The organism is Actinomycetota bacterium (assembly GCA_018333515.1).
GTDB lineage: Bacteria > Actinomycetota > Aquicultoria > Aquicultorales > Aquicultoraceae > Aquicultor.
The window spans coordinates 132,831-159,469 of the sequence record JAGXSZ010000005.1; the positions used below are offsets into that span (position 1 = coordinate 132,831).

The window sequence follows — 26,639 nt, forward strand, 5'->3', positions numbered from 1 at the left end:
AGAACGGCTGAGGCGAGTCGAGGCTACAGCAGTCCGGAAAATGACAGATAGGCATGCCAAATCCGCGGACCGAAAAAGAGCGTGATAACCGAGCCCCCCGCCAAGAACGGTCCAAACGGAATCATCTCCTGCGAGCGCTCCCTATTCCTTGAGATCAAAACAACACCGACGACCGCACCTAAAAAGAAACCGATAAACAGCGCGAGCATCACATACCCTCCCAGATACAAACCGATGAACGCGGCGAGCTTAATGTCTCCGCCGCCCATCGCCTCTTTCTTAAAGATAAGCGGCGCCAACATGGCCACAGCATAAAGAAAGCCGCCGCCGGCCAGAAATCCGATTGCCGCATCGGTCGCGTCCATCCCCGCGACTATCGGAGGGGTCGTTAGGCCTGTAAAATACGGCAACAGCAACAGAACGCTAAACGCCGTCGCCGGCAACAATATTTTGTTCGGTATCGTCTTCGTATCGAAATCAATAGCCGACAGCAATATGAGCGTAGTAATGAAAAAGAGCGCGTATGGCAATTCCATGCCCAAACCGAAGCGGTAATAGGAGGAAACCCACAACAAGCCTGTCAAAAGCTCAATTATAGGGTATTTCGGGCTTATTCTCTCCCGGCAGCTCCCGCAGCGCCCTCCGAGCAATATATAACTTAGCACCGGTATATTATCGATAGGCCTCACATCGCTACCACACGACGGGCAATGAGAAGGCGGGTACGCTATGGACTCGCTTTTAGGAATACGATAGGCGCATACGTTCAAGAAACTGCCGATGACAAGCCCGAATATGAAGAATACAAAGCCGTAAAGGTGTTCCATAAATCCAGCCTTTTAGTCGTTCTTGAAATAGTTCCGCGCGTCTTTATCGTCCGGGTTGATTTCCATGACATTATTCCAGCATGCCTTCGCCTGCTCCTCCATGCCTTTCGCATCATATAGAGCGGCCAGCTGTTTGTGCGCCATTGTCAGGTCCGGGTCGAGATTAATCGCTTTTTTATAAAAGTAAATCGCCTTGCTCAGGTCTCCCTCACCCTCACTGACTATCGCCAACATATAAGACGCCGAGTAATTACTCTTATCCAAAATGAACGCCCGCTCAAAATGGTTTCTCGCCTTATCTTTATCGCCGAGGTCATTGAAGTAAAGAAACCCGATTCCCAGGTGATAGTCGGGATTTTTGCCGTTCAAGGCAATGGCGCGCGACATATGCCCATGGGCGTCCTTTTTCTTATTCATCTTCTTGAATACCGTTGCCAGTTCGTAGTGGGCATCCGCGTGCCAAGGGTTGAGCCGAATAGCCTTCTCAAGACCTTCTTCAGCATCGGATAGATTCCCTTCTTCTAACTCATGTATCGCTTTAGCGTACATATCGGCAGCGCTTACATAACGGTAGCTTACATAAGATGCGACTGCGATGAGAAGCATCGACATTCCTAGAGCAACAAGCTTTCTAGCTGAAGTATTATTTTTCATCCCTAGTCAACCTTTCATGCGCGATTTTTGCCCTCTCGTGCCGGCTGTCGAGAATTAGCGCGGCTCGGTATTCGAGTATGGCCTTACCGGTACTGCCCGCTTCTTCATGATATCGTCCCATATAATAGTGGGCTTGAGGGTCGTTTGGATTGATGCTTAGGGCGATTTCCAAGCTATCCCTAGCCCGATCGTTTCTCCCCGTTTCGATATAGGCTACCGCGAGCATCGTATTGGCCGCATATGAAAAAGGTCGCAAGCCGACCGCCTTCTTTAAATATCGTTCGGCCGGATAGTAATGTCGAGCGTCGAAGGCCCGGGCCCCGTAGAGATAAGCCTGGCCCAAAAACATCTGGGCTTCGTGGTCGTTCGGCGACAGGCGTGACGCTTCGATTAAGAACGAGACTCCCTCAGACCAAGTTGCATGGTCTTTAGATAGATGGCCTGCGTCCGCCAATGCTATCCCCAGCTCACGATAGGCTTTCACGTCGTCGCTATTGTGCGTTATGGCCGATTTATATAATGCCTTTGCCTCATCGAAACCGCCCGCGCCCTCAGCCAGTCGTGCCTGCCCGAGGGCGATATCGCTCAAGAACGGCTTAACGGCGCTATTTAACCCCACAAAGAGAGAGAGTGCGATAACGGCGACGGCGGCAAAGCGTATGAGTACGGGTGGAGGCTTAATCGTGAGCCGCTCCTCCGACCACGAGGCGGAGAGCGCGCCCATGCCGAGCCATAGATAGGGCGAGGTCGCAATGCCGGTAATTCCGGTGGCGCTCTGGATGACAAATGCCGCGGTGCCGGCGAACAAGCCGGCCGGTATCGGCGAGACCTTCCCATCCGACCGTATTTTATTTAGCGTCTTAAGCGTAAATACTGTAAGTATAAGCGAGAACAATAGTAGAGCTGGAAGACCGAGTGTCACAGCGATCTGCAGGAAGGCGTTGTGAACGTTGGTTTGGATATCGATCGGCGCGATTCGAGCCAGCTCAGCTGTTTCGTAGCGAGGAAAGACCAGACCAACGGAATCCGGGCCGTAGCCGAGAAACGGTCGGTCGGCTATCATGGCAAGCGCGCTCCGCCACATCGACAACCGGCTACCTAAACTGCCGCCGGTTTCAGCCATCGACGCCACCCGAGAAGAGAAGACCGGTATGCCGACAATAAAAATCGCCGGAACCACGGTCGCCAGGGTCAAGACCGCCGGTCCTACCGCCGACCGCCATGTCACACAAGATTTCCTTAAGCCCTTCGAACGCAAGGTCGTGAATACCAAAAGTCCGACCAGTACCGCGACCCACAAGGCGCGGCCCATCGTCAGGACAACACACAGGGCCATTAACGCGGTCGCGAACGCGTACGCCGTCTTTTCAATGACTTGCTCGCTGCTATAGAGCAACCCGAGTGCGATAAAGAACGTTATGCTAAGATACGCGCCGAGCAGTACCGGATTACCGAACGTGGAAAAGCTCCTCGATGTGTCGAACGCGATGTATCCCCATGGCGTCGGGTCGATGCCGAACTGTTGGAGTATTCCGTAGAGCGACACGACGGACGCCGAAAAAACGAAGAGCGCAAGAAAAGTCTCGCGCCGCTCGTCCTCCGCCAGATACTGTACCGCTAGGAAGAATAAGGCAAAATATATGAGCTGGCTGTAAAGCCCGTCATATCGCTGGAACGCCCCCTCCAAGCTTGTAGGCAAGTGTATCGACGACCATGTAGATAACAGGATTAAAAATAAGAATAGAGCTAGCGGCCACTCAATCCCCGAAGCCCTAAGCTTAACCCCATAGAGAACTACACGGCACGCATAGAACGCGACGGCCAATAATGTGCCCGCTTTGAGGATGAGGTATTTTATGGCAAGTGATTGGTCCAGGGTCCAGGGAAATACCGCGAGCGGCACGAGAAAGACGGTTCCATATAAGAGAAACACGATTGCTCTGTCCAGAACCTCCGCCGATAGTTGCGATTTTGGCTTTTTCTCTTCGACATCTAAGTTGCCTATCAAGTCCGTCTCCTATAGCGAATGCTCTCTTTAATATCGGCGGGAACGCAAAAAAAATAAGGGCGGCTTTCGCCGCCCCACCTGCAGGCACGAGGCCTAACAGGATTTTTACGGATAAGTGTGACCATTCGGACAAGTGATAACGGGAGCTTGCGTTGACGTGGCACCTGCCGCGACACCATAAGCGCCGTTGTTTGTCGGACATGACGGCCATTTCTTCATGTAGTTAGGAACCAGAGCGGCCTGAATGGTAGCGCTATCCGTCGGATAAGCATTACCAGTGCTCGCCTTGTAGGTCTCGACGGCGCCGTCAATGGTCCTTAAGTTCGCCTGGCAAGTAGACTTGTAGGCACTCTCCCTGGCGGCGTTAAACACCGGGACGGCAATCGCTACTAGAATACCGATAATAAGGATTACGACCATCAACTCGATGAGGGTAAAACCTCTCTCATTGCGGAACATATTCATTCAATTCACCTCCCTGTTATGAGATTTAAAAGCGGCGATCTTTTTGAGCAAAGAAAAAGGCACAGCGTGTGCATGATTGCGCCACCGCCTGTACCTGATGATTAGAGTTCGATTTGTACGGCAACCCGGCCGACTCCTGAGAGCCCCGTGGCTTTGCGTCCCCGCCTCACGACGGGTTTGCCTTTTTCGTTGTAAAAGACCGTTATATAAGTTACTTATCGGTCTAAAGAGAACCTACTTTAGCTTAATTTGAAATAATCTACCAGATATTGACAACATTTTCTATTTGATAAGCGTTATGATTTGGAACATCGGCATATAGAGAGCGACGATGATGCCGCCGATGATAAGACCCATTACGATAATCATCAACGGCTCGATGATCGAAGTCAGCGCATCGACCATGTTCGATACCTCTTCGTCGTAAAAATCGGCTATCTTCGACAACATACTGTCGAGCGCGCCGGTCTCCTCGCCTATCGCGATCATCTGAACGACCATCGGTGGGAAGACTTTATCCGCGGCAAGCGGCTTGGCTATCGTCTCACCCTCTTTGATGCTCACCCGCGTCCTTTTGACCGCCGCGGATACAATCGCATTCCCGGAACTCTCAGCGACAATATCGAGCGCGACCAGAATAGGCACACCGCTCGATAGCAATGTGCCGAAGGTTCTAGTAAAGCGCGATATCGACATCTTGCGCACCAAAACACCCGCAATCGGCAGGCGAAGTTTTAAATTGTCGATATTCTCCCTCCCCTTTTCGGTCTTGCTGTAGACTCTCAAAAAATAGATCGCGGCGATTACGGCCGGGATCAATATGAACCAGGATGAGCGAATGAAATTACTCAGCGTGAGCAACACTTTCGTCGGCAAAGGCAAATTGCCCCCCATATCCTCGAACATCGCGACAAAAAGCGGGACGATGAAGGTTATCAAAACGAACGTTATCACCATCGAGAATGTAAACATCGCAGCCGGATATGCCATCGCGGATTTAATTTTCGACTTTATCGAAGCCTCTTTTTCAAAGTGGTCGGCAACCCTCAGGAGCACCTCGTCGAGGACACCGCCGGTTTCACCGGCGCGAACCAGATTGATAAATATCGGCGGAAAAGCCGAGGTGTGTTTCGCCATGGCGTCCGAGAGCGCCTTGCCTCGCTCGACATCCTCCAGCACACTCGCGATTACCTTCTTCAAGGCCTTGCTCTCGGTCTGCTCGGCCAGAATGTTGAGGCATCTCGTAAGGGATAAGCCCGCGTTTATCATCGTGGCGAACTGCCGGCTGAAGATGGTAAGGTCTTTCGGTTTGACCCGGTTTGAAAAAGGAAGGTTTATCTCTTTTTGAGCCAAGCCCTTCTCTTTGAGTTCGATTACGACATAACCCATCTGGCGCAACTTAGTCGCGACCATAGTCACGCCATCGCCGTCTATCTGGCCCTTCAGAAGATTTCCCTTACTATCTCTTACTTTGTACGCAAAAGTGTTCGCCATCTTTGCTTCCTTCTGTTTACGCGGCTTTGCCGAGAAGTTGTTTAAGCTCTGCCGGGTCGGTCGCTTTCACCATCGCCATCTCGAACGATATCTTGCCGCACCGGTAAAGGTCGGCTAGACAATAATCCATTGTCATCATGCCGTGTTGATGACCAGTCTGCATCGCATTGCAGATCTGATGCGTCTTCGCCTCCCTTATCATGTTGCGCACAGCCGGCGTCGGCACCAGGCATTCATAAGCTACGACCCTGGCTTGCCCGTCACGTGTCGGTAATAGTTGCTGGCACAGAATGCCTTGGAGCGTCCCGGCCAGCTGCACCCTGATCTGTTGCTGCTGGTGTGATGGAAAGACGTCGATGATTCGGTCGATGGTCTGCGGTGCGTCTTGCGTATGGAGTGTCGCAAAGACCAGGTGTCCGGTCTCGGCGGCGGTCAACGCGGCCGATATCGTCTCCATGTCCCGCATCTCGCCGATGAGAATAACGTCGGGGTCTTGGCGCAAGACATATTTGAGCGCGGTCGCAAACGATTTAGTGTCGGTTCCGACCTCACGCTGGTTTACCATTGATTTCTTATGTTTGTGGAGATACTCTATCGGGTCTTCGATGGTTATGATGTGAAACGAACGAGTTTCATTGACGATATTCACGAGCGCTGCCAGGGTCGTCGACTTACCGCTTCCCGTCGGACCGGTGACTAGAACCAACCCCCGAGGCTTGCGCACCAGATTCTCCAGCGACTGCGGCAGCCCCAGCTCATCCAAGGTCTTTATCTGCATCGGGATGATTCGAAACGCCGCGCCGACGCTGTTGCGCTGAAAGTAGGTGTTGACCCTAAACCGCGCATGCCCGGTCAAAGAATAAGAGAAGTCGTATTCCCAGTTTCGCTCAAGCTGCTCGCGCTGGTCCTGGGTGAGTATGCTATATATGAGTTCCTTTGCGTCTTGGGGGGTCAACTCGGGATAATCGAGCGCGACCAAATCGCCGTAAACCCTCACCATGGGCGAGGCGCCGACGGTTATGTGTAAATCGGATGCGTCCTTCTCCAGTACATGCGTCAAAAGGTCATTGATATCGAGCAATGCCGAACCTCCCGATCGAGTGTCTTCTATATCTTAGTCAATATCGGCGACGGGTCGGGTGTGCTTGAGTCGGGGAAAAACACACTAAACGATTACGCGGAGTATTTCTTCGAGAGACGTAGTGCCGAGCTTAACTTTGTCGAAACCATCATGGCGCAGGGTCTTCATCCCTTCGTCGATTGCGACGCGCCGTATGTCGTCGGCCGTTGCGCGCTCGACGCAGAGTCTCTTTAAATTGTCGCTAAGCGGCATGACCTCATAGATACCGATTCGGCCTTTGTAGCCGGTGTTATTGCATTTATGGCAGCCCTTCGGCCTATAAAGAACCGGCGAGTCGTCGCCATCGAGCGGAAACGCAACCCTTTTGAGAACGTCGACGGCGACCGTGTACTCCTCTTTACATTCGGCACACAAACGCCTCGCCAGACGTTGAGCTTGGACGCAATGTATGGCCGAAGCCGTAAGAAACGGGGCGATTCCCATCTCGTTCAGCCGGCTCACCGCACCGGGCGCGTCATTGGTGTGCAGCGTAGATAGTACCAGGTGACCGGTGAGAGCCGCCTCGATAGCTATTTGCGCTGTCTCTCTATCCCGGATCTCGCCGACCATCACGATATCCGGAGACGCCCGCAGTATCGCCCTGAGCCCTTTCGAAAATGTCATGCCGGTCTTGCCGCTGACCTGTATCTGGTTGATGCCGGGCAGGCGATATTCGACCGGGTCTTCTACCGTGATAATGTTCTTTGCGCTATCGTTGATGACGTTTAGCGCGCCATAAAGCGTCGTAGACTTGCCGCTTCCGGTCGGCCCGGTAACAAGAATGGCTCCATAGGGTTTGGAGAAAGCGGCCTTGAACTTGCCGAGGCTCTCCGGCAAGAAACCAAGGTCATCTAAGCTCAAAAGAATGCTGTCTTTTCTAAGAATCCTCAGTACAACACGCTCGCCGTAGATCGTCGGTAGCGTAGCGACACGAAAGTCGATGACCTTTCCTCCGACACTCAAATCGCAATGGCCGTCCTGCGGTACCCGATTTTCGGCGATATTGAGACCGGCCATGACCTTGACCCTTGAAATGAGTCCGGCTTGGACGTGCTTTGGCGAACGCATTACCTCGTGCAAAACACCGTCTACCCGGTAACGGATGCGCAAATCCCGCTCGTGCGGCTCGATGTGTATGTCGCTGGCCCGCTCATTGACCGCCTTATTTATTATCATGTTGACCAGCTTTATTATAGGCGCTTCTTCCGAGATCGCCCGCAGGTTGCCTATCCGGTCATCGACTTCGGCCGGCGCCCAATAGCTGGAAGCCTCGTTCTGAACCGCTTCGCTAGCCTTATATAGCCGATTGATAAGGGTTAAAATCTCTTTTTTCTCGGCGACGACCGCCTTAATCTGATAGCCTGTTATCATGTGCAAATCATCGAGGATAACGACGTTGGTCGCGTCTTCTACCGCCACGGTCAGCTCTTCGCCTTCGATATCGATAGGCACGACGTTATACCTCCGCGCGAACATCTCGGGCAAGGCCGCGGGCGCCGCTCCCTTGACCTTGTAATCGGCTAGGTCTACCCTATCCGTGTCTTCAATTGGAAACATCTCATCAGCGTGTTCAGCTAACATATAACGGCCTCCGCCGATAGTGACTATTTCATGGTAACGCGCTCGACCTCTTCGATCGAAGTCCAGCCTAATTTCACCTTGGCCAGGCCGTCCCGGTGTAAGGTGCTCATGCCCTCCATTTCGGCAACCTTCGCTATTTGCTCGGCGGTTACATCGCCTACCAGCAGGCGCTTTATCGTCTCCGACATTCGCATAACCTCATACAATCCGATGCGTCCGTGATAGCCGGTATCGCCGCACGACTTGCAGCCTTTTGCGCGAAACAGGGCTTTCGGCTCGTTCCCGTCTATAACGTAACCCGCGCCTTCCAGTTCGAGCGCGGTCGGGACAAATTGCTCCCGACACTTTGCGCAAAGCTTCCGGGCGAGCCGCTGCGCGACGATGCAGTCTACCGCGGACGAAACCAGAAACGGCTCTATCCCCATCTCCACAAGCCTGGTAAGCGCCGCCGGCGCGCTGTTTGTATGTAACGTCGATAGGACCAGGTGCCCCGTGAGAGCCGATTCCACCGCAATCATCGCCGTCTCTTCATCCCTGATCTCTCCTATCATCACGATATCCGGGTCTTGGCGCAGAATCGAACGGAGCGCGCTCGCGAAGGTCAAACCGGTCTTGGCGTTTACCTGTACCTGATTGATGCCGTGCAGCCGGTACTCGACCGGGTCTTCGACGGTGATGAGATTGCTCGCATCGCCGTTAATAAGATTAAGGACACCATAGAGAGTGGTCGTCTTTCCGCTCCCGGTCGGGCCGGTTATGAGAATCGCCCCGTAAGGCTTGGTAAACGACTCCTTGAAGCGCTCGAGGTCTTCAGGAAGAAAGCCCAGGTCGTCTAGTTTCATCGAGATGCTCTCTTTCTCAAGGACTCGCAGTATAAGCTGCTCTCCATATATAGTCGGCAATGATGCCACCCTAAAATCGATAGGCCGCTTATCGATGACCAGGCCGAAGCGACCATCTTGGGGAAGCCGGCGCTCCGCGATGTCCATGCCGGACATAATTTTGACTCGCGAGACTATACCGGCCTGAATTTGCTTCGGCGAACGCATTATCTCATGGAGGACGCCGTCGATACGGTAGCGCACCCTCACATCGTACTCCTGGGGCTCTATGAAGATATCGCTCGCCCGCTCGCGGACGGCTTCGGTGATAATAAGTTTGACGAGTTTTACGACCGGTGCTTCTTCGGCATCGATCTCCTCGCCGCTGCTTGCTGCGATATCCGCGAAATCCTCGCTTATGCTCTCGATGGCCTCTTCAACGACGTCGTCATTTGTGCAAAACTTGTTTATCGCGTTGATAAGATCGGTCTTGCCGGTAACCACCGGTGTGATATCGAAGCCGGTCATCACATGAAGGTCGTCTATCGCGAAGATATTCGTCGGGTCCGCCATAGCGACCACCAGGTAGTCGTCATCGAGGTTAATCGGAAGGACATTATAGCGGTGGATGTGTTCGTTCGAAATGAGGGCGGCCGCCCGCGGGTTGATATTATAGCCGGCCAGGTCGACATAGCTGAGGTTCAACTGTTTGGCAAAATTCTTGGCTATTTCAGCCTCGGATATGTAGCCTAAATCGACCAGCTGTCGCTCGACATCATCGCCGCTGGAGCGTTCAATGGCTTCACGGAGTTGGTCTTTTGTGATAATGCCGGTATCAACTAGAAAATCGCTTATCTTTCTTTTGAGCATTCTTCGGTCGATCTCCGCTTTCTAATCCAATCAATAGAGCGTCACGCATAATCGCTATGGGCGCGGGAGTTCCAGTCCAGATTTCGAACGCCGCGGCGGCTTGGTAGAGCAGCATCCCCAGTCCGTTTACCGCCTTGGCTCCCTTTTCTTTGGCTGCTTTTATCAGTGCCGTTTCCGACGGTGTATAGATGAGGTCATAGATAAAGTGCCTGGAATCGATATATTCTAAAGGTACGGGTAGGAGGTCCGCGCTTTCGTTCATGCCGATTGGCGTTGTGTTGACCACCAGGTCTCCTACTTCAAAGATATCGGCCAAATCATCGTCAAAACTGAGAGTTTTTATTGAAAACCGCCCAAAGCTATCGAGTAGCTGTTGTTTGAGTGCCTCGACCTTATCCGCTGTGCGCCCCAACAGCGTAATACTTGCCGCACCTTCGCTTATCAGCGCCGCCGCGACCGCTCTTGCGGCTCCACCGGCCCCGATAATTATGGCGTGCCGTCCCTCCGGGTAAACCAACGCTTCCCTGAGCGACTTGATAAAACCGGCGCCGTCGGTATTGTAGCCTTTAAGGCGGCCATCGACGTTGTGCACGGTATTTACCGCCCCGATCGTGCGGGCTTCCGGTGATATTTCATCAAGAAACTCGATGACCGTTTCTTTGTGGGGCATGGTCACGTTGACGCCCTCGATGCCGAGCGCGCGAATGCCCGCGATAGCGCTCGCCAATCGTTCGGGGGCGACCACGAAGGGCAGGTAACGGTAGTCTAACGAGGCGGCTTCAATTGCGGCGTTATGCATATTCGGGGAGAGTGTGTAGGTCAAAGGATGACCGATTATCCCCAATACTCTGGTCTGGCCGGTAATCTCGTTCATGCGCTACCTCCCCCACGGCGAAAAGTCGTCTTCTGTTAAGACGAGTATATAGAAGAATCGGCAAAGAGCATAAGGGATATTAAGCGGATTCCTTAGCGCCGACGCTTCAGTATCCGGCGCTCGAGTTTTCTTAGGATTTTTGTGTGCGGGGCTTCGTGGTCGCTCATCGGGACAACCAGAATGGTGTGAATGCCCGCCAGGTTTCCTCCGAGCACATCGGTAAATAGCTGGTCGCCGACGACTACGGTCTCGTCTTTGCCGGTCCCGAGGACTTTCATCGCCTGGACAAAAGCGCCGCGCCTCGGTTTTGCGGCTCTCGCCACCAGCGGTAATCCGACCTGAGCCGCAAAAGAGCTTACGCGCTGCTTCCAATTATTCGACAATATGCAGGCCTTCATCCCTTGTTGCGCCAGCCCGCTAAGCCATTCTTTAAGCTCGTCGGTGGCTACCGCGCTGTTTCTCGGGACAATCGTATTGTCGAGGTCTAAAATCAAGCCCCTGATGCCTCGGGCTTTTAGTTCCTCTATGTCGATTTCGAATATCGTATTTACAAAACTATCCGGATATAGTAGTTTAAGCACTCGATCCCCTCTTCTTGTGCCGGCGGCGCGTAAATATTCTCCCCGCTCCCAATCCGAGACTAACTGAGCGGGACTCTTACTCCAAGACCGACTGAGCGTGACTCTTACTCCAAGACCGACTGAGCGGGACTTCTTCCGCCGCCATGTCGAGCAAGCTAATCCATAGTAGAACAATCGTATATTGCCACAAAACGGTGGGCCGGTAAAGGCATGACCGCATCTCTAGTATAAGAATACGTCGTTGCGGACTCCGGCGGCCTATCTCGGCGCTCAGCTCCGCGATTTTTCGCCTGCATAATAATGCGTCGCTTCAGTCTCCGGCGGCTCCATGCGCGCGGCGTCTAAGAATCGCAAACTCGGGCCAGGGCTCCGGTGACGGCACGCCGACGCGATAACCCGCGTGCGACACCGTGACCGATTCATAACTCTTTAAATCGAACATCTCGGGTATCATATAATCTTTTACCAACGAGCCGGCGCTTAATATCTCGACCGGCTCATCCAAAGACAAACGATTTCTAACTGTCACCTCGACCAAGGCGCGCTCCTTATCGTAACCGGTCACGAGACCGACGAAATCATGGGTCTTCTCGTAGCGGGCATAATCCAGGACTTCCTCGCCTCGCTCACCGAGAAAAAAACCGGTTGAATATTGGCGGTGACTGACCTTTTCTATCTCCTCCAGCCACTCCGGGTCGACTTCGTATGCGCCGGGGTCCGCACAGTATCTATCGATTGCCTGACGGTATATTTTGGTGATTGCGGCTACGTAATGGGCGCTCTTCATGCGCCCCTCGATTTTGATGCCGTCGACACCCGTCTTAATGATTTCGGGAATATGCCGAATAAGCGATAAATCCTTCGAGTTGAAGAAATGCACTCCCCGATCGTCCTGCTCGACCTCGTGCGGAAGGCCGGGTCGCTCCTCCTCTACTAGGTGGTACTTCCAGCGGCACGAATGCGCGCAATCTCCCCTGTTCCCGTCCCGGTCGGCTAAGAACTTGCTCATCAGGCAACGCCCTGAATAGGCGATACACATCGCCCCATGGACGAATATCTCGGTTTCGACACCGCTGTCGCGGGCTATCTCGGCAATTTCCGTCGCGGGGAGTTCGCGGGCGAGCACGACGCGGGCGGCTCCGGTGTCGCCCCAGAATCGCGCGGCCTCCGTATTTGTGATATTAGCCTGGGTGCTAACGTGTATGCGCAGCTGGGGAGCTGTTTGTCTGATTACCGCCATGACTCCCGGATCGGCGACGATAACAGCGTCGACTCGTGCTTCGGCGAGTTCGCGGATGTACGCCGCCATCTCTTTGAAATCGGTGTTTCTCGCGAATATGTTCATGGTTACATAGAGCTTTCGGCCCACGCCGTGCGCGATGTCCGCGGCTTGCCTGATGTTCTCTACGGTGAAATTGCCGGCTTTGGCCCGCAAGCTATAGTCGCGCCCGCCGATATAGACCGCATCGGCCCCATAAGCCAGCGCGTACTCTAACCGCTCCATATTTCCCGCCGGTGATAATATCTCCGGCTTTTTCATGAAATCAGCCTCTTAACCCCAATAAAATCTCCGCCTCTGCTATGCTCTGGTTGGCGAGCGTACTCCGGTTAACGGAAGCTTTGGATTACACTCGCGATGCGCGTCTTGTTTGAGCATGCTCGTTAACGGGCATGCTCTGGTTAGCGTGAACCCGGACTCGCCATGCCGCGTACTTCGTCCGATTCGGACAATAAACGACGACAGCCGAGGTCTTAAGCCTCGGCCGCCATATTCCGAACGCAGCGCCTACGATTTAACTGCTCCCGCGATCCGATTACTTTTTCGCTTAGGTTCTTAAAGCCTAGAGACCTAGACCGCCTGAACCGCTTTTACCTCTGGAACCATCTCTTTCATGGTATGCTCGACGTAATTAGTCAGAGTCATCTGCGACATCGGACATCCCGCGCAAGAGCCCCTTAGGGCTACCTTTACGATTCCGTCATCCGTGATATCGATCAACTCAATATCTCCACCGTCCGCCTGCAACGCAGGGCGAATACGGGCTAGTGCTTCTTCGACCTTCTCTCTCAATACTTTCACCTCCTGAATTTAGCGACACCCATATATCCTACCATAGGATATTGAAATAATATAGTCGATGTCGATGAGGCCGCGCGCATAGGGGGTCGGTAAACCGGGGTCAGGTCTTTATTTTTTAACCTAAGGTAAACCGGGGTCAGGTCTTTATTCTTTAACCTAATGCCGCCCATGCGCGCATAGAGAGTGTATAATATCCTTGCCCCTCTCGCCTAAATGCCGACTCCGGATTTGCCGGTACCGCTCGCGCATGCATAGCGAGTGGTACCCGTAACAGCCGTAGCAACGTCCCCTTTATGTGGCTATGGCAAAATCACGATTTTTGTGGCAAGCTATTTCTTATAATATTAGTTACCGAAAAAATCGTGGCAACTGGGGGAACAACAGTGGGTTGCATTTTTAGTCGCAAGTTTCTAGTTGCGATAATGGTAATGTTCGTCTTGGCGGGCATCGCCGCGGGCGTCTTTGTCTACGAGGCAACAAGAAACCTGCCCGATATCGGCGATGTAAAAAGCGTTATCAAGACGCAGACGACGCATATTTATGCGGCAGACGGCACCCTGATCACACGTCTTTTCCAGGAAAACCGAACGATCGTCCCGCTCAAAGATATCTCGCCCACGCTGCAGAAGGCCGTGGTTTCCGTAGAAGACCAGCGCTATTACCGGCATCGCGGCGTCGATTACATAAGAATAGTCGGCGCTTTGATAAAGGATATCCGTCAAATGGATGCCGCGCAGGGCGGCTCGACCATAACTCAACAATACGTAAAGAACGCCTATTTCAGCCCCGAGAAGACAATCTCCAGAAAATTGCGGGAGGCTTTTCTCGCCACAAAACTCGAGCGAACCTACGAGAAGGAAGAGATTCTCGAAAAGTACTTAAACACTATCTATTTTGGGAGCGGCGCTTACGGTATCGAAGCTGCGGCGCAGTCATACTTCGGTATCCCGGCAAGCAAGTTGAATCTCGAACAAAGCGCGCTTCTTGCGGGAATGATCAAGGCTCCGGAGTCTTATAGCCCATACAAAAATCCCAAGGGGGCAGTTAATCGGCGTAACCTAGTAATCGGGCTTATGCTCGACCAAGGCTATGCCGACGAGAAAGAGGCCGATATGGCAAAGGAGCGCCCGCTCGCACTCCAACCTAGACAGCGGAGTTATCAAGGCATCGCTCCATATTTTACCGAATGGGTAAAGACCGAGCTGAAGGACTTGGGCTACGATGAAAAGGCGATATACTCTCAGGGCTTTAGAATACACACTACGCTCGACCCGAAAATACAGGAGAGTTCCGAGCTTGCCTGGAAAAAATATCTCCCCGGCTCGACAGACCCGGACGTCGCGCTCGTCTCGATAGAACCAAAGAGCGGAGCGGTCCGGGCCATGGTCGGAGGCAAGGATTTTGCGAAACAGAAATTCAATATCGCCGCACAATGGCCGGGAAGACAGCCGGGGTCGGCATTTAAGCCGTTCACGCTGGCGGCGGCCTTGATGGACGGCGTCTCTCCCGACGACGGGTATGAAGCGTCTTCGCCGAAGGTATTTAAGGTCACGGGAAGCGCGGACTGGAAAGTAAACAACTCCTCTGGTGAATCAGGAACCGGCTATATGGACCTTCGGCGGGCGACCGCATGGTCGGTAAATGTGGTCTATGCCGGTTTAATCATGAAAGTCGGCGCTGACAATGTCGTCAAGGTCGCCAAAGACCTCGGCATTACAAGCAAGCTCGAAGCGAACCCGGCCATCACGCTTGGCGGTCTAGAGCGAGGCGTGACCCCGCTCGAAATGGCCGCCGCCTATGCAACTCTGGCAAACGGCGGAAAATACAATGAAGCCTATGGTATCGCAAAAATAACGACCGCTCAAGGTGAATTGATATATAAACATAAAGCCGAACCCGAGCAGGTAATAGACAAGGCGGTGGCCTACCTCGTCACCGAAACGCTCCGAGGCGTAATCCAAAACGGCACGGGAAAACGAGCCGCAATCGGAAGGGCGTCTGCCGGAAAAACAGGGACCAGCCAGGACTACGCCGACGCCTGGTTCTGCGGCTATACGCCCGACCTGGCTACGGCGGTATGGGTCGGATACCTGCGCGAGCCGGGCGAACCGCCGAAGTCGATGAAGAACGTCCACGGGATCAGGGTTTCCGGCGGCTCGTTCCCGGCCCAAATATGGGCGGCACAGATGAAGCGGGCGCTCAAAGACGTAAAAGCGAGTGGCTTCGATAAACCGCCGAGCGGTAGTTTCAGTCAAATTCAAATGTGCGACGAGACCAATCTCTTAACCACCGAGTGGTGCCCAAAGACGAGCTACCATGTCTTTGTGCGAAAATATAAGCCAAGCAATATAAAGGCATGCAACGTCCACCAGCCCATATCGCTGCCCGACCTAATCGGCCTGACCCAAGATGAAGCTATCGCGAAACTCACCAAGTTGAAGCTCGGCCATACCTTGGTCAACAAACCGTTTGCCGGCCCTCCCGGGCAAGTCTTTGAACAGAACCCCGCGACGGAAACAAAGGTCAAGGAAGGGCACATCATAGAGCTTTCCATAAGCACCGGCGGCGACATCATAACCGAAGACGGGAAAGGAACGGTCGTGCCCAACGTCATAGGTCTCACAATCGATACGGCAGTCGATGAACTGGAGGCTCGCGGTTTCGTCGTCACAGGTGAATACCGCTTGAGCAACGAGCCGCAGAACCAAGTCATAGGCCAAAGACCGCCGGCCGGCTTTATCGCGGAGCCCGGCGCTAATATCACTATCGTTATAAGCGGCGAAAGCGGTCAAGTCATCATGCCGGACGTGCGGGGTAAAAGTGAAGCGCAAGCGCGCGACATACTCGAGTCGAAGGGATTCGAGATTACGACATACAGCGACTCCGACAAGGAGAGCTTCGAGAAGTACGGGGTCGGCAACGTCTCCAAGCAGGAGCCTAAAGCGCGAGCACGGATAGAGCGAGGCGCAAAAGTCGTTCTCTATGTGACGACGTAGCGCCGACATCGAGCAGCCTCGACCGGTAAACCAGACCGGTAAACGCGAGAATTTTCGCTTTGATCTTCGCTGAACAGCACGGTACGCCCCATCTCCCCCGAACCGCTCACGGTGCTAAATCAACCATTGAACTTGCGATTAGCGCACTAGCGGGATTATTATTCAAACTTCCCAGAAAAGATACGATAATTAAGGCAGGCGCCCTGTAGCGACTATCAACGCCTCGCCCGAATGTCAGGGCTCGGCGGCCGGGTGTCTCCGGGGTAAATATTGAGGAGGTGGGGTCATGGCAAGAACATCGATATTAGCGGGTTTTTTGGATAAAATACGCGCTCCGCAAGAGGCGCATCCGGACTGCTGGAGCATTATCAAGGTCGAGAAACTCCTTGAGGATGTCGGGGTCAAGGGGTACGAGGTATCCAACGAGCAAAAGGTTGTACGCATAAACAACCGCTCAGAGCTAATGCAAATCCTAGTCCACCTTGTCCCGGCCGAGGTCTCTAGCGATTACAACCTGGTCTTGAGCAAACTAGAAGACGAGATGAGGGTCGAGATTGGTTGCTGGCAATTCGAAACTAAGGCTTAAGCGATATCCGGCGATATCGGAGTCGTTTAAATTCATTTAAATCGCCCCACGATACCCTTCTCTCAACTCTAGGGTTAGCTTACCCGGCTTGCCGTCCCCGATGTCGGTCTGGTCGACCCTGGTCAAGGGCATTATCTCTAAAAGCGAGTTGGTCAAGAACACTTCTTGCGCCGACCGCAAACGGGACACGGATACCCTCTCCTGTAAGACCTCGATCCCCGCGCTTGCCGCTATCTCAAGGACGCACCCGCGAGTGATGCCGGGCAGTAGACCGTCTTCTATTGGCGGTGTAAACAAAGTCCCCGCCTCAATCATGAAAACATTGGTGAAAGACCCCTCGGCGACATCCCCTTTTTCGTTGACCAGAATTGCCTCGTGACACCCTTCGGCCAACGCCTGTTCTCCGGCGATGAGCGAGGGCAGGTAGCTCGTGGATTTGAGCTGATGAACAGGGCTCCCGGAGATACGGTAACCGCGCAATGTAATCGCGGACATGCCGCCCGCATAAAGCTCCGGCTCGTAACCGTGGTATCGATCCGCGGTCACGACCACAGTCGGCTCTTTCGCCGTGACGGTTCCCCTAGTGATGGTCAACCGAACTCTAGCGTCGTCTATGCCGTTCGTCGCCAGTATGCTGCGACATGCGCGCGACAGAACATCACGCGCGGGAATGTTCTTAAACCCCAAGGTCTTCATCCCGGCAACAATCCGCTCAAGATGCCTGTCGAGCATGAAGATAACGCCGCTGTAGGCGCGCATTGTCTCGAAGAGCCCTTCTCCAAGGAGCAGACCCCTATCGAGCGCGCTTACCGAGGCCTTACACTCATCCATAAACTCGCCGTTGACGTAGACTTCCATATGATTCCTGTCTATTGCTAAACTCTTTAAGGACCGAACTTGCGATTATTGGGCTAACACCCCTGGTGCCGCCCTCGTAAATATTGCCGCCGATTACTAGCCGCCGGCGCGCACGCCGAGCGCGTTAAACAAGGCGTGCCCCTTGTCGAGCGTCTCCTGATATTCGGATTCCGCGCTCGAGTCCGCGACGATACCGCCGCCTACGTGTAGGTATGCCCTATCGTCTATTGCGACTATCGTCCTGATGGCGATATTCGTGTCCATCTTGCGGTTGGTGCTTAAATACCCTATCGCTCCTGTGTAGATATTTCGCCTGCAGGGCTCGAGTTCCTCTATAATCTCCATCGCCCTGATTTTCGGTGCGCCGGTGATAGAGCCGCCGGGGAAGCCGGCGCGAATCAAATCCACGGCGCTAACGTCTGCGCGCAGCTGTCCGACGACCGTCGATACCAGGTGATGCACCGCCTTGTAGCTCTCGACGACCATCAACTCGGGGACCTGAACGCTGCCGAACTCACATACTCGTCCCAGATCATTGCGTTTGACATCGACTATCATCACATGCTCGGCGGAATCCTTCTCGCTCCGTGACAGTTCATCCGCGGCTCGTGCATCCTCTTGCTCATCGGTAAAGCGCGGCCTCGTCCCCTTGATGGGCCTGGTTTCCACATAAACGCCGTCTACCAGCATAAACCGCTCCGGCGACGAACTCAATATCGAGAATTCCCGATACCCTAAAAACGCGGCGAACGGGGCCGGGTTACACATTCTGAGCTGCTCGTAAAGGTGATAGTGCCCGACTTTTAAGTCGGCTTGAAACCGCTGGGCCAAGTTTACCTGAAAGATGTCTCCCTCGGCAATATGCGACCGCGCGTTCTCGATAATCTCGCGGTATCGTTCTTTCGTCATGTTAGAGATAAGATTTTCCGCAACCCGTCCGTTTCCGCCGCCGTAGGCCGGCCGGCCAAACCGGATATTATTTGCGGACGTCGCTTTCGCAATAAGCCCCTTCAGCCTGATCGAAGCGTCCCGCGCCGTGAAAGAGATGTTATCGGGAATATACGAAATCGCGTATGTTCGGCGGTCTTTGTGGTCGACGACTAAAGCCTCTGTGTAAAAGCCGAGATAAGCGTCGGGTATCCCTTGGTCGTCGAGGGCGATATCGGGAAGCCTCTCGATTTGCCTGTTGAGGTCATACCCGAAATAGCCGACCGCACCGCCCGTAAAAGGCAACGAGGCTGGTTCGGAAGCGTCCGCAAAGCCGAAATCCCTAATCTGTTCCTCAATAACGAGTAAGGGGTCTAAGCGGCTGACATTGACGGCGCCGCCGACCGAATACTCGGTTACGCCGTTCTTGGACTTGATGAAGCCGACCGGATTGCCGCCGAGAATCGAATAACGCCCGTATCGCTCCGACGGGAGCGCGCTTTCGAGCAAAAACGGCATATGGTCACGGAGCAGCCCGCGAAACGCGATATCGGGTCGCTCGATATGCTTGATTTCCTCAACGAGGAGGCTGCCCGCTGTGTTTATCATAGCTCCCTATCCACACAAAAAAACAAGCATCCGCTCTGGCGGGATGCCTGTTTACAGGCTGACATACCAAATTCTAAATCAACGTATTTACGATTGACACTAGATTAGCAGCACCGAGAGTGTTTTTTCAAGTGATTTGTCGAGTCACTTGAAACCAAATCACCTAAATACTGTCGGGTACCGAGCCGGAAGCGCGCTCCGGCCGGCCGGAGCGCGCGGTCGTCCCTTTCTTGCGGGCTTTGTTCTTGACGGCTTTATCTTGCGCTTGCTTGGGCTTTGCCTCTTTAGTCTTGGTAATCTTCTCTTTGGACGGCTTTTGCGGCGCGGCCTGCTTCTTGTCCGTCTTTGCCGGCGCCAATATTTTCCCGATCTGCTCGACCATGCCAAACTGCAATTTTGCTTTCTCAAAGAGGTACTCGGCCGGCATGCGCATCCGCGAAAAATCGTAGCCGACAAAGACGCCGTCTTGGTTTAATAAGATGAATTCCGCGTCTAAATCGATTATCTCTTCTCTTAGCTTCTCGACTATCTCCAGCGCTCTCTTCTCGTTCGGCGAAGCTATCTCATATTCGTCCTCTATCCGAATCCCGTCGATTTCGATTTCAAGGCGCTTCAAGTCGGGCTCCCAACTCTCGTCCTCGGCGAGCGCCGCATACCAACGCGGCAGCTCCCGGCGGAGCGCTTTAAAATAAACCTCAGGCCATGCGTTGGGCCTGTTGATTATCGTGTCATCGACTTTAAAGTCAGCGCCCGTCATAATGCCCGCGATTTTATTGTTTGAGAGACTCCCCTCCGCGCCGTATATTTGCACGACTTTCCCCTGGTATTCGCCTTCCGCAGAGGAAAAACCTAAGGGAACATTGGAGCCCTTATAGCTGATGTGCAGGTTTTGCGCGGCATAGTGAACGGCTTCATCGTAGCGGACTTTGCCCAGATTTATGAAGCGGTAAAGCAAGCGGTTAGTTGGGTGCGGCATTCCTTCCGCAAAAAGAATCGCCGGGAATATCGCTATTCCGGAGACGATAAGGCTCAGCCATGCCGGCCCGACAGCGACCGCATCCTCGTATGCGGCTGACGGGAGGCCGATGGCGACAATCGATAGCGCATATGCGGCAAATAAGGGCGCCGCCGATGCGGGAGAGTTCGGGCTGGGTCGCCAAACCGCGACAATCACCATAAGAATAAAGACGAGGGGTATGGCTAATGCGTATTGCCCTTCACCGGCGATGAGGTCATAGGCATTGTGCGAACCTGTGGCACCGTAAAGCCAAGGTAACCGGTTTATAGCTAGAACAGCCAACGCAAAGGCCGTTAACACGGCCCTCAATGCCAAGATGGTTTTTTCCGGATGACCGTCGGTTGAATTCTTTGAGATTTCCGCGTATAGCCGCTGGAAAAAGATGAGTGCGATAAGCAGGACGCCCAGCTTCACAACGAAAGCGAGTATGTCTAATATAAGATTTTGCGTACCGGTCCCGAATACAGTTTCTGTAAACATAATTCATCTTCAATTATACCACGATACCGGTGCTTTTTCATATTTATTAGAGCGTTTTTGCATAAAAAGCCGATGGTTGGAACCTGATACCCGGCTAACGCACTATCTTGGAAATTACGATTTCGATGATATCCTCGGCCCCGGCGGCCTTGAGTTCGGGAATGAGCGTGTTGACACACGCTTTTTCGACTACCGTCTCCACAGCGAAGTAATCGGAGTTGTAGAGCTGGGAAACGGTCGGGTTCTTGAGCGCGGGCAACACGGAGACGATAGTATCGAGCTGCGCCTTGGGTACGTTCATGCTGATCAGAACCTTACCGCGGGCCTCTATCACGCCCAGAAGAAGCGTCCTTATCTCCTCGATCGCCTGTCTCTTTTGCGGGTCGGCCCACGAAGCTCTGTTCACCATCAGCCGCGTGGTAGATTCCAGAACGGTGCCTATGATTTTCAGGCGATTACGACGGAGCGTCTCTCCCGTCTCGGTGAGGTCGACGACGACATCGACTAACTCGGGTATCTTGGCTTCGGTCGCCCCGTGCGAGAACGATAACTTTACCGGGACGCCGATATCCTCAAAATATTTTCGGGTCACATTCATGAGTTCGGTACTGACACGGCTGCCCGGCGGGATCTCTTCGGGCCTTTCGATCGGCGAGCCCTCGGGTACCGCAACGACGAGTTTCATTACGCCCGCTCCGGTTTTGGCATACGGCATATCGGCGATTTCGATTACATCGGCTCCCGTTTCGATTATCCAGTCATGACCGCCGATTCCCAGGTCGAAATAGCCTTCGGCGACATAATTAGGGATTTCTTGCGGTCTTAAAACTTTGACCTTGCTGATTCGGGGGTCGCTGGTGGTCGGATTGTAGCCCCTGGAACTCTTCTTTATCTCGAGATCCGCTTGCGCGAAGAGCTTAAGGGTTTGCTCTTCGAGACTTCCTTTTGGTAACGCGATGCTTAACATTATAGCTCCCGTACTGATATCGGTTTAATCAATATATTTTAACACATTAAAGTGTTAGAGTGCTAGGGTTTGCTGAGATTGGGTGCTGAAAGCTAGCCGACGAGCACGCCGCTATCGAGCAGGGCCTTCTTCAAGAACTGTCCGGTGTATGAGGATTTGGTCTGCGCGATAGCCTCGGGCGAGCCGACGGCGACAACGAATCCGCCCGCCTCCCCGCCGTCGGGACCGAGGTCGATGATCCAATCGGCCGTCTTTATGACATCTAGGTTGTGCTCGATAACAAGGACGCTATTGCCCTGGGCGACGAGCCGGCCCAAAACCTCGAGGAGCTTCTCGATATCGGCGAAGTGCAGGCCGGTTGTGGGTTCGTCGAGAATATAGAAGGTCCTGCCGGTCGCTATCTTGCACAGCTCAGCCGCGAGCTTCACCCGCTGCGCTTCGCCGCCGGAGAGCGTCGGGGCGGGCTGGCCGAGCTTGATATAGCCGAGGCCGACGTCGAAGAGCGTCCGCAGCTTGCGGCGAATCTTCGGTATGTTCTCGAAAAAACCGAGTGCTTCCTCGATCGACATGTTTAAAACATGCGCTATGTTCTTGCCTTTATACTTGACCTCCAGCGTCTCTTTATTAAAACGCGAGCCCTTGCAGACCTCGCACGGTATATAGATATCCGGCAAGAAGTGCATCTCTATCTTTATGGTGCCGTCTCCGCCGCAGGCCTCGCAGCGCCCGCCCTTGACATTAAAACTGAAACGCCCCGGCTTATATCCCCTCACCTGCGCCTCGGGCACTTGGCTGAAGAGATTCCTGATGTCGTCGAAGACCTTTACGTAGGTCGCCGCGTTCGAGCGCGGCGTGCGCCCGATGGGCGACTGGTCGATTTCGATTGCCTTGTCGATATGCTCGAGCCCTTCGACCGTGTCGTGTTTTCCGGGGAGATCACGGGAGCGATATAGCTTGCGCGCCAATACCTTCGAGAGAATGTCGGTGACGAGCGTGCTTTTTCCGCTCCCCGAGACGCCGGTCACACAAGTAAGCAGACCGAGCGGGAAGTCGACGTCGATGTTTTTCAAATTGTGCTCGGCGGCACCCCTGATACTGAGCCGTGCGTCACCGGGCACCCTGCGTTCCTTGGGCGTCTCGATTTTACGCCGGCCGCTTAAGAACCGGCCGGTGATGGAATCGGGCGCCGCCAGGATATCATCATACGTCCCGCTTGCCACGATGTGTCCGCCGTGCTCGCCCGCGAAAGGGCCGATATCGACGATATGGTCGGCCTCGCGCATCGTCTCCTCGTCGTGCTCGACGACGATGAGGGTATTGCCGAGGTCGCGCAAGCGCTTAAGAGTCTGGATGAGGCGCTTGTTGTCCCGCTGGTGGAGGCCGATGCTCGGCTCATCGAGCACATATAAGACTCCGACCAGGCCCGAGCCTATCTGGGTAGCCAGGCGGATACGCTGCGCCTCCCCGCCGGAGAGCGTCCCCGCAGTGCGGTTTATCGTCAGGTAGTCGAGCCCGACGTCGATTAGAAACCGCAGGCGCTCGCGGACTTCTTTTAATATCCGGTGGCCTATCATCTGCTCGCGCTCGGTCAGTGTGAGATTGGTTATGAACTCGTGCGAGGCCTTAGACGACATCTCGCTGAACTGGTGGATGTTTTTACCGCCGACCGTCACCGCGAGGCTCTCCGGTTTTAGCCTCGCCCCGTCACAGACCGGACAAGCCCGCATCGTCATATATTGCGCGATCTGCTCGCGCACGTAATCACTCTCGGTGTCGCGATAGCGGCGCGCCAGGTTTTGAATAGCGCCGTCGAACTTCGAGTTGTAGCCGCGGCTTCGCCCGGTAAGAGTACGATACTTTACATGGACAGGCCTGTCGGTACCGAGCAGCAGGCTTCGGCGAGCGTCCTCGGGGAGGTCTATCCACGGCGTCTCCATATCGATGCCGTACTCCTCGCAGACCGCCCTGATTATCTTGGGGTAAAAATCGATTCGCGTATAGAAATAGGGGTGAATCGCCCCTTCGTTTATGCTTAAGCTCGCGTCCGGGACGACGAGTTCCGGGTCGACTACCATCCTGGTGCCGAGCCCCGAGCACTCACGGCACGCGCCGTAAGGGTTGTTGAACGAAAACATCCTCGGCTCGAGGTCCTCGAAGCTCACCCCGCAATCGATACAAGCAAAAAACGTGCTGAAGTCTTGCCTTTCGCCGTCGGTTATATCGATAGATATGATGCCGTCGGCGAGGCTTAAGGCGGTCTCGACCGAATCGGCGAGCCGGCGCTCAATACCCTCTTTCATCACCAGCCGGTCGACGACGACATCGATATCGTGCCGTTCCTTCTTATCGATTTTAATATCCTCGTCGAGGCCGAAGACTTTGCCGTCTATCTGAACACGGGCGAACCCGTCTTTTCTCAAACGCTCCAAAAGTTCGCGGTACTCGCCCTTGCGGCCTCGAACGACCGGCGCGAGCACCTGAAACTTCGTTCCCGGCTCCAACCTTAAGACTTGCTCGACGATTTGTTGCGAGGTCTGCTGGGCTATCTCCTTGCCGCAATCGGGACAGTGCGGCACGCCGATTCGCGCATAGAGCAGGCGCAAGTAATCGTAGACTTCGGTGATGGTCCCGACCGTCGAGCGCGGGTTTTTCGAGGTCGATTTCTGATCGATGCAAATAGCGGGCGAGAGGCCGTCGATGTGGTCGACATCGGGTTTGTCCATCTGCCCTAGAAACTGGCGCGCATAGGACGAGAGCGACTCGACGTAACGTCGCTGTCCTTCGGCGTAGATGGTATCGATTGCCAGCGACGACTTGCCCGACCCGCTCAGGCCGGTCATGACGATCAGTTTGTTTCGGGGTAGTTCCAGACTTATGTTCTTTAAGTTGTGTTCACGCGCACCGCGTATTATCAGCTTGTCGTCTTGCATAATCCTCGCAGTCCCTGACTGTCTACATCCTTATAGGCATAAAACGATTAAAGCTGCCCGTGGACAGCCATCGATAATCTCTTCGGTCTATCGCTTTCCGTCCTAATTATACCAGAAAGGGGGACGTTGTTACGGCTGTTACGGATACCCAGCCACTGCGCGCGCACGGACTTTAATATTTCAGGGCTAAAGCCCTGAGCTACGAGTAGCCGGCCGGGCCGACCCGTGCCTAGCGCCATCCCAACCTCGCCTCAGAGGCACTCGATAATACGCGTCTCTTTCCGATACCCGAAGATCGCAACGCTCAACCGTCGAAATACAAATCACTCGATTCCATCCGCCCGACGCGGACGATGAAGTCTCCCGCTGGTTGTTACTTTTGCGCAATCTCACTACAATGCAAGATATGGACACATTATTCTCCCATTCCATGCGGAACAGCAAAAAGACTCCGCTTGCCGAGCGGATGAGGCCGCGTTCGCTCGAAGAGTTTGTCGGGCAGGAACACCTCCTCGGCCCGAAAGGGTTGCTCAGAGCCCTTATCGAGAATGACCGGCTCAGCTCCATCATCCTCTGGGGACCGCCCGGCACCGGCAAGACGACAATCGCACGGATAATCGCGCATATGACCAAAGCATACTTTAGCGAATTCTCCGCGGTAACCAGCGGAGTCGCCGATATACGAAGCGTCGTCAAAGAGGCGTCGGAGAGGAGAGACTTCGAGGGCAGACAGACAATCCTCTTCGTCGATGAGATACACCGTTTCAACAAGGCCCAGCAGGACGCCTTTTTGCCTCACATCGAAGCCGGCACGATTGTGTTGATTGGCGCGACGACCGAGAACCCCGGTTTCGAGGTGAACGCGCCGATACTCTCGCGCTCGCGTCTTTTCAGATTGGAACAGCTCTCGGATGACGGCATAATCGCGATTATTAAGCGGGCGTTGGCCGATACTCAGCGCGGCCTGGGCTACCTGGGACTCGCGATCGAAGCCGGCGCGATCGAGCATATTGCTAAAAACTCCAACGGCGACGCTCGCGTCGCTCTCACCGCGCTCGAACTTGTGGCTAATAGCCTGGTAGGGGATTCAGTCGGGAGCGATGTCGTACCTACGCCTGCCGGCCGCGAGACTGTCGATAAGAACAGGACGGGGAAGGAGTCGGCGAGTTCGCGGCAACGTCCCATAGTAATAACGATAGCAATGGCCGAGGAGGCTATCAACAAGAAGCAGCTCCAATATGATCGGGCGGGGGACGCGCACTACGACATCATCAGCGCGTTCATCAAGAGCCTGCGCGGTACCGACCCCGATGCGGCCGTCTACTACCTGGCGCGAATGCTCGAGAGCGGAGAAGACGCGAAATTCATCGCGCGCCGGATGGTCGTCTTCGCGTCCGAAGACATCGGCAATGCCGACCCTCAGGCGCTCGTGCTCGCCGCGGCGACCGTTGACGCGCTCAACTTCATCGGAATGCCCGAGGCGAAATTCGCGCTCACGCAATGCGCGACCTACCTCGCGAGCGCCCCGAAGTCGAACTCGGCAAAGACCGCGATTTTCGCCGCTTTTGCCGACCTGCGGGATAAACGGGTAGAGCCCATCCCCAACCACCTGCGAAACGCGCCGACCGCTCTCGCCAAGAAGCTCGGCCACGGTAAGGGCTATAAATACCCGCACGATTTTGACGAGAACTACATCGAGGAGACCTACCTCCCCGAGAATCTTAAAGACAAGGTCTACTACCAACCCTCAGATAACGGGTTTGAGAGGACGATAAAAGAGCGCCTCAATAAATTACGCAAAAAGCAGGTGTAAGATTGAAAGACCCGCAACGGCGGGCCTTTCAATTAATGAGCTATGCGTTTTCTTGAGCTATGCTTTCCATAGCCACAGCC

Annotated in this window: 20 protein-coding genes and 1 riboswitch; of the genes, 3 read left to right on the plus strand and 17 right to left on the minus strand. The window is 54.1% G+C overall.

Annotation, left to right across the window (positions count from 1 at the left end; all coding sequences use genetic code 11):
- Positions 1-23 precede the first annotated feature (23 nt).
- The 12 genes from KGZ93_01485 to KGZ93_01540 all read right to left on the minus strand — a co-directional run bounded on the left by KGZ93_01485 (position 24) and on the right by KGZ93_01540 (position 13,366).
- The gene (locus KGZ93_01485; protein MBS3908299.1) at positions 24-827 is read right to left on the minus strand and encodes a prepilin peptidase; all 804 of its coding nucleotides are present in this window, start codon (positions 825-827) and stop codon (positions 24-26) included.
- A 12-nt stretch (positions 828-839) separates the two neighbouring features.
- Positions 840-1,433 carry a tetratricopeptide repeat protein gene (locus tag KGZ93_01490; protein MBS3908300.1) on the minus strand — a complete coding sequence of 198 codons (594 nt, stop codon included), beginning with the start codon at positions 1,431-1,433 and terminating at the stop codon, positions 840-842.
- 37 nt (positions 1,434-1,470) lie between these two features.
- Positions 1,471-3,489: an O-antigen ligase family protein gene (locus tag KGZ93_01495; GenBank protein ID MBS3908301.1), complete on the minus strand. Its 2,019-nt coding sequence runs from the start codon at positions 3,487-3,489 to the stop codon at positions 1,471-1,473.
- A gap of 105 nt (positions 3,490-3,594) precedes the next feature.
- Entirely contained in the window at positions 3,595-3,954 is a 360-nt protein-coding gene (locus tag KGZ93_01500; GenBank protein ID MBS3908302.1) for a type II secretion system protein, read from the minus strand.
- A 116-nt stretch (positions 3,955-4,070) separates the two neighbouring features.
- A riboswitch (cyclic di-GMP riboswitch) is annotated at positions 4,071-4,146 on the minus strand.
- Between the two features lie 90 nt (positions 4,147-4,236).
- Positions 4,237-5,448, minus strand: a complete 1,212-nt coding sequence (locus KGZ93_01505; protein MBS3908303.1) for a type II secretion system F family protein — start codon at positions 5,446-5,448, stop codon at positions 4,237-4,239.
- A 16-nt stretch (positions 5,449-5,464) separates the two neighbouring features.
- Complete coding sequence (locus KGZ93_01510; GenBank protein ID MBS3908304.1) at positions 5,465-6,529, minus strand: type IV pilus twitching motility protein PilT; 1,065 nt, start codon at positions 6,527-6,529, stop codon at positions 5,465-5,467.
- 84 nt (positions 6,530-6,613) lie between these two features.
- Positions 6,614-8,149, minus strand: coding sequence for a type II/IV secretion system protein (locus tag KGZ93_01515; protein MBS3908305.1), 1,536 nt, complete (start codon positions 8,147-8,149; stop codon positions 6,614-6,616).
- Positions 8,150-8,172: 23 nt separating this feature from the next.
- Complete coding sequence (gene tadA / locus KGZ93_01520; protein ID MBS3908306.1) at positions 8,173-9,840, minus strand: Flp pilus assembly complex ATPase component TadA; 1,668 nt, start codon at positions 9,838-9,840, stop codon at positions 8,173-8,175.
- A complete protein-coding gene (locus KGZ93_01525; protein MBS3908307.1) occupies positions 9,806-10,714 on the minus strand; it encodes a shikimate dehydrogenase in 909 nt (302 codons plus the stop codon). The genes tadA and KGZ93_01525 overlap by 35 nt, the downstream gene beginning before the upstream one ends.
- 92 nt (positions 10,715-10,806) lie before the next feature.
- On the minus strand, positions 10,807-11,295 hold the full coding sequence (locus KGZ93_01530; protein MBS3908308.1) for a YqeG family HAD IIIA-type phosphatase: 489 nt from the start codon (positions 11,293-11,295) through the stop codon (positions 10,807-10,809).
- Positions 11,296-11,605: 310 nt separating this feature from the next.
- Positions 11,606-12,835 carry a U32 family peptidase gene (locus KGZ93_01535; GenBank protein ID MBS3908309.1) on the minus strand — a complete coding sequence of 410 codons (1,230 nt, stop codon included), beginning with the start codon at positions 12,833-12,835 and terminating at the stop codon, positions 11,606-11,608.
- Positions 12,836-13,144: 309 nt separating this feature from the next.
- Positions 13,145-13,366, minus strand: a complete 222-nt coding sequence (locus KGZ93_01540) for a NifU family protein (GenBank protein ID MBS3908310.1) — start codon at positions 13,364-13,366, stop codon at positions 13,145-13,147.
- A gap of 392 nt (positions 13,367-13,758) precedes the next feature.
- Between KGZ93_01540 and KGZ93_01545 the strand changes: the two genes are divergently transcribed.
- Both KGZ93_01545 and KGZ93_01550 read left to right on the plus strand, forming a co-directional pair.
- Positions 13,759-16,371, plus strand: coding sequence for a PBP1A family penicillin-binding protein (locus tag KGZ93_01545; GenBank protein MBS3908311.1), 2,613 nt, complete (start codon positions 13,759-13,761; stop codon positions 16,369-16,371).
- A 286-nt stretch (positions 16,372-16,657) separates the two neighbouring features.
- A complete protein-coding gene (locus KGZ93_01550; protein MBS3908312.1) occupies positions 16,658-16,957 on the plus strand; it encodes a hypothetical protein in 300 nt (99 codons plus the stop codon).
- Between the two features lie 36 nt (positions 16,958-16,993).
- Here the strand turns inward: KGZ93_01550 and KGZ93_01555 are convergent, their stop codons facing one another.
- From KGZ93_01555 to uvrA, 5 genes are all read right to left on the minus strand, one after another.
- Entirely contained in the window at positions 16,994-17,815 is an 822-nt protein-coding gene (locus KGZ93_01555) for an aminotransferase class IV (protein MBS3908313.1), read from the minus strand.
- A gap of 96 nt (positions 17,816-17,911) precedes the next feature.
- Positions 17,912-19,351, minus strand: a complete 1,440-nt coding sequence (gene pabB / locus KGZ93_01560) for an aminodeoxychorismate synthase component I (protein MBS3908314.1) — start codon at positions 19,349-19,351, stop codon at positions 17,912-17,914.
- 163 nt (positions 19,352-19,514) lie between these two features.
- Positions 19,515-20,849 (minus strand): hypothetical protein, encoded by a 1,335-nt coding sequence (locus KGZ93_01565; GenBank protein MBS3908315.1) that lies wholly within the window; start codon positions 20,847-20,849, stop codon positions 19,515-19,517.
- Positions 20,850-20,943: 94 nt separating this feature from the next.
- Entirely contained in the window at positions 20,944-21,816 is an 873-nt protein-coding gene (locus KGZ93_01570) for an ATP phosphoribosyltransferase (GenBank protein ID MBS3908316.1), read from the minus strand.
- A gap of 92 nt (positions 21,817-21,908) precedes the next feature.
- The gene (gene uvrA / locus KGZ93_01575; protein ID MBS3908317.1) at positions 21,909-24,746 is read right to left on the minus strand and encodes an excinuclease ABC subunit UvrA; all 2,838 of its coding nucleotides are present in this window, start codon (positions 24,744-24,746) and stop codon (positions 21,909-21,911) included.
- 406 nt (positions 24,747-25,152) lie between these two features.
- On the opposite strand from uvrA, the gene KGZ93_01580 reads away from it, so the two are divergent.
- On the plus strand, positions 25,153-26,559 hold the full coding sequence (locus KGZ93_01580) for a replication-associated recombination protein A (GenBank protein ID MBS3908318.1): 1,407 nt from the start codon (positions 25,153-25,155) through the stop codon (positions 26,557-26,559).
- The last annotated feature ends 80 nt before the right edge of the window (positions 26,560-26,639 follow it).

What these genes read in the sequence shown, in the direction of transcription:
- KGZ93_01485 (MBS3908299.1), bottom strand. Translation starts at nt 827, where the DNA reads ATGGAACACCTTTACGGCTTTGTATTCTTCATATTCGGGCTTGTCATC.
- KGZ93_01490 (MBS3908300.1), bottom strand. Translation starts at nt 1,433, where the DNA reads ATGCTTCTCATCGCAGTCGCATCTTATGTAAGCTACCGTTATGTAAGC.
- KGZ93_01500 (MBS3908302.1), bottom strand. Translation starts at nt 3,954, where the DNA reads ATGAATATGTTCCGCAATGAGAGAGGTTTTACCCTCATCGAGTTGATG.
- KGZ93_01505 (MBS3908303.1), bottom strand. Translation starts at nt 5,448, where the DNA reads ATGGCGAACACTTTTGCGTACAAAGTAAGAGATAGTAAGGGAAATCTT.
- KGZ93_01515 (MBS3908305.1), bottom strand. Translation starts at nt 8,149, where the DNA reads ATGTTAGCTGAACACGCTGATGAGATGTTTCCAATTGAAGACACGGAT.
- tadA (MBS3908306.1), bottom strand. Translation starts at nt 9,840, where the DNA reads ATGCTCAAAAGAAAGATAAGCGATTTTCTAGTTGATACCGGCATTATC.
- KGZ93_01525 (MBS3908307.1), bottom strand. Translation starts at nt 10,714, where the DNA reads ATGAACGAGATTACCGGCCAGACCAGAGTATTGGGGATAATCGGTCAT.
- KGZ93_01535 (MBS3908309.1), bottom strand. Translation starts at nt 12,835, where the DNA reads ATGAAAAAGCCGGAGATATTATCACCGGCGGGAAATATGGAGCGGTTA.
- KGZ93_01550 (MBS3908312.1), top strand. Translation starts at nt 16,658, where the DNA reads ATGGCAAGAACATCGATATTAGCGGGTTTTTTGGATAAAATACGCGCT.
- KGZ93_01555 (MBS3908313.1), bottom strand. Translation starts at nt 17,815, where the DNA reads ATGGAAGTCTACGTCAACGGCGAGTTTATGGATGAGTGTAAGGCCTCG.
- pabB (MBS3908314.1), bottom strand. Translation starts at nt 19,351, where the DNA reads ATGATAAACACAGCGGGCAGCCTCCTCGTTGAGGAAATCAAGCATATC.
- KGZ93_01565 (MBS3908315.1), bottom strand. Translation starts at nt 20,849, where the DNA reads ATGTTTACAGAAACTGTATTCGGGACCGGTACGCAAAATCTTATATTA.
- KGZ93_01570 (MBS3908316.1), bottom strand. Translation starts at nt 21,816, where the DNA reads ATGTTAAGCATCGCGTTACCAAAAGGAAGTCTCGAAGAGCAAACCCTT.
- uvrA (MBS3908317.1), bottom strand. Translation starts at nt 24,746, where the DNA reads ATGCAAGACGACAAGCTGATAATACGCGGTGCGCGTGAACACAACTTA.
- KGZ93_01580 (MBS3908318.1), top strand. Translation starts at nt 25,153, where the DNA reads ATGGACACATTATTCTCCCATTCCATGCGGAACAGCAAAAAGACTCCG.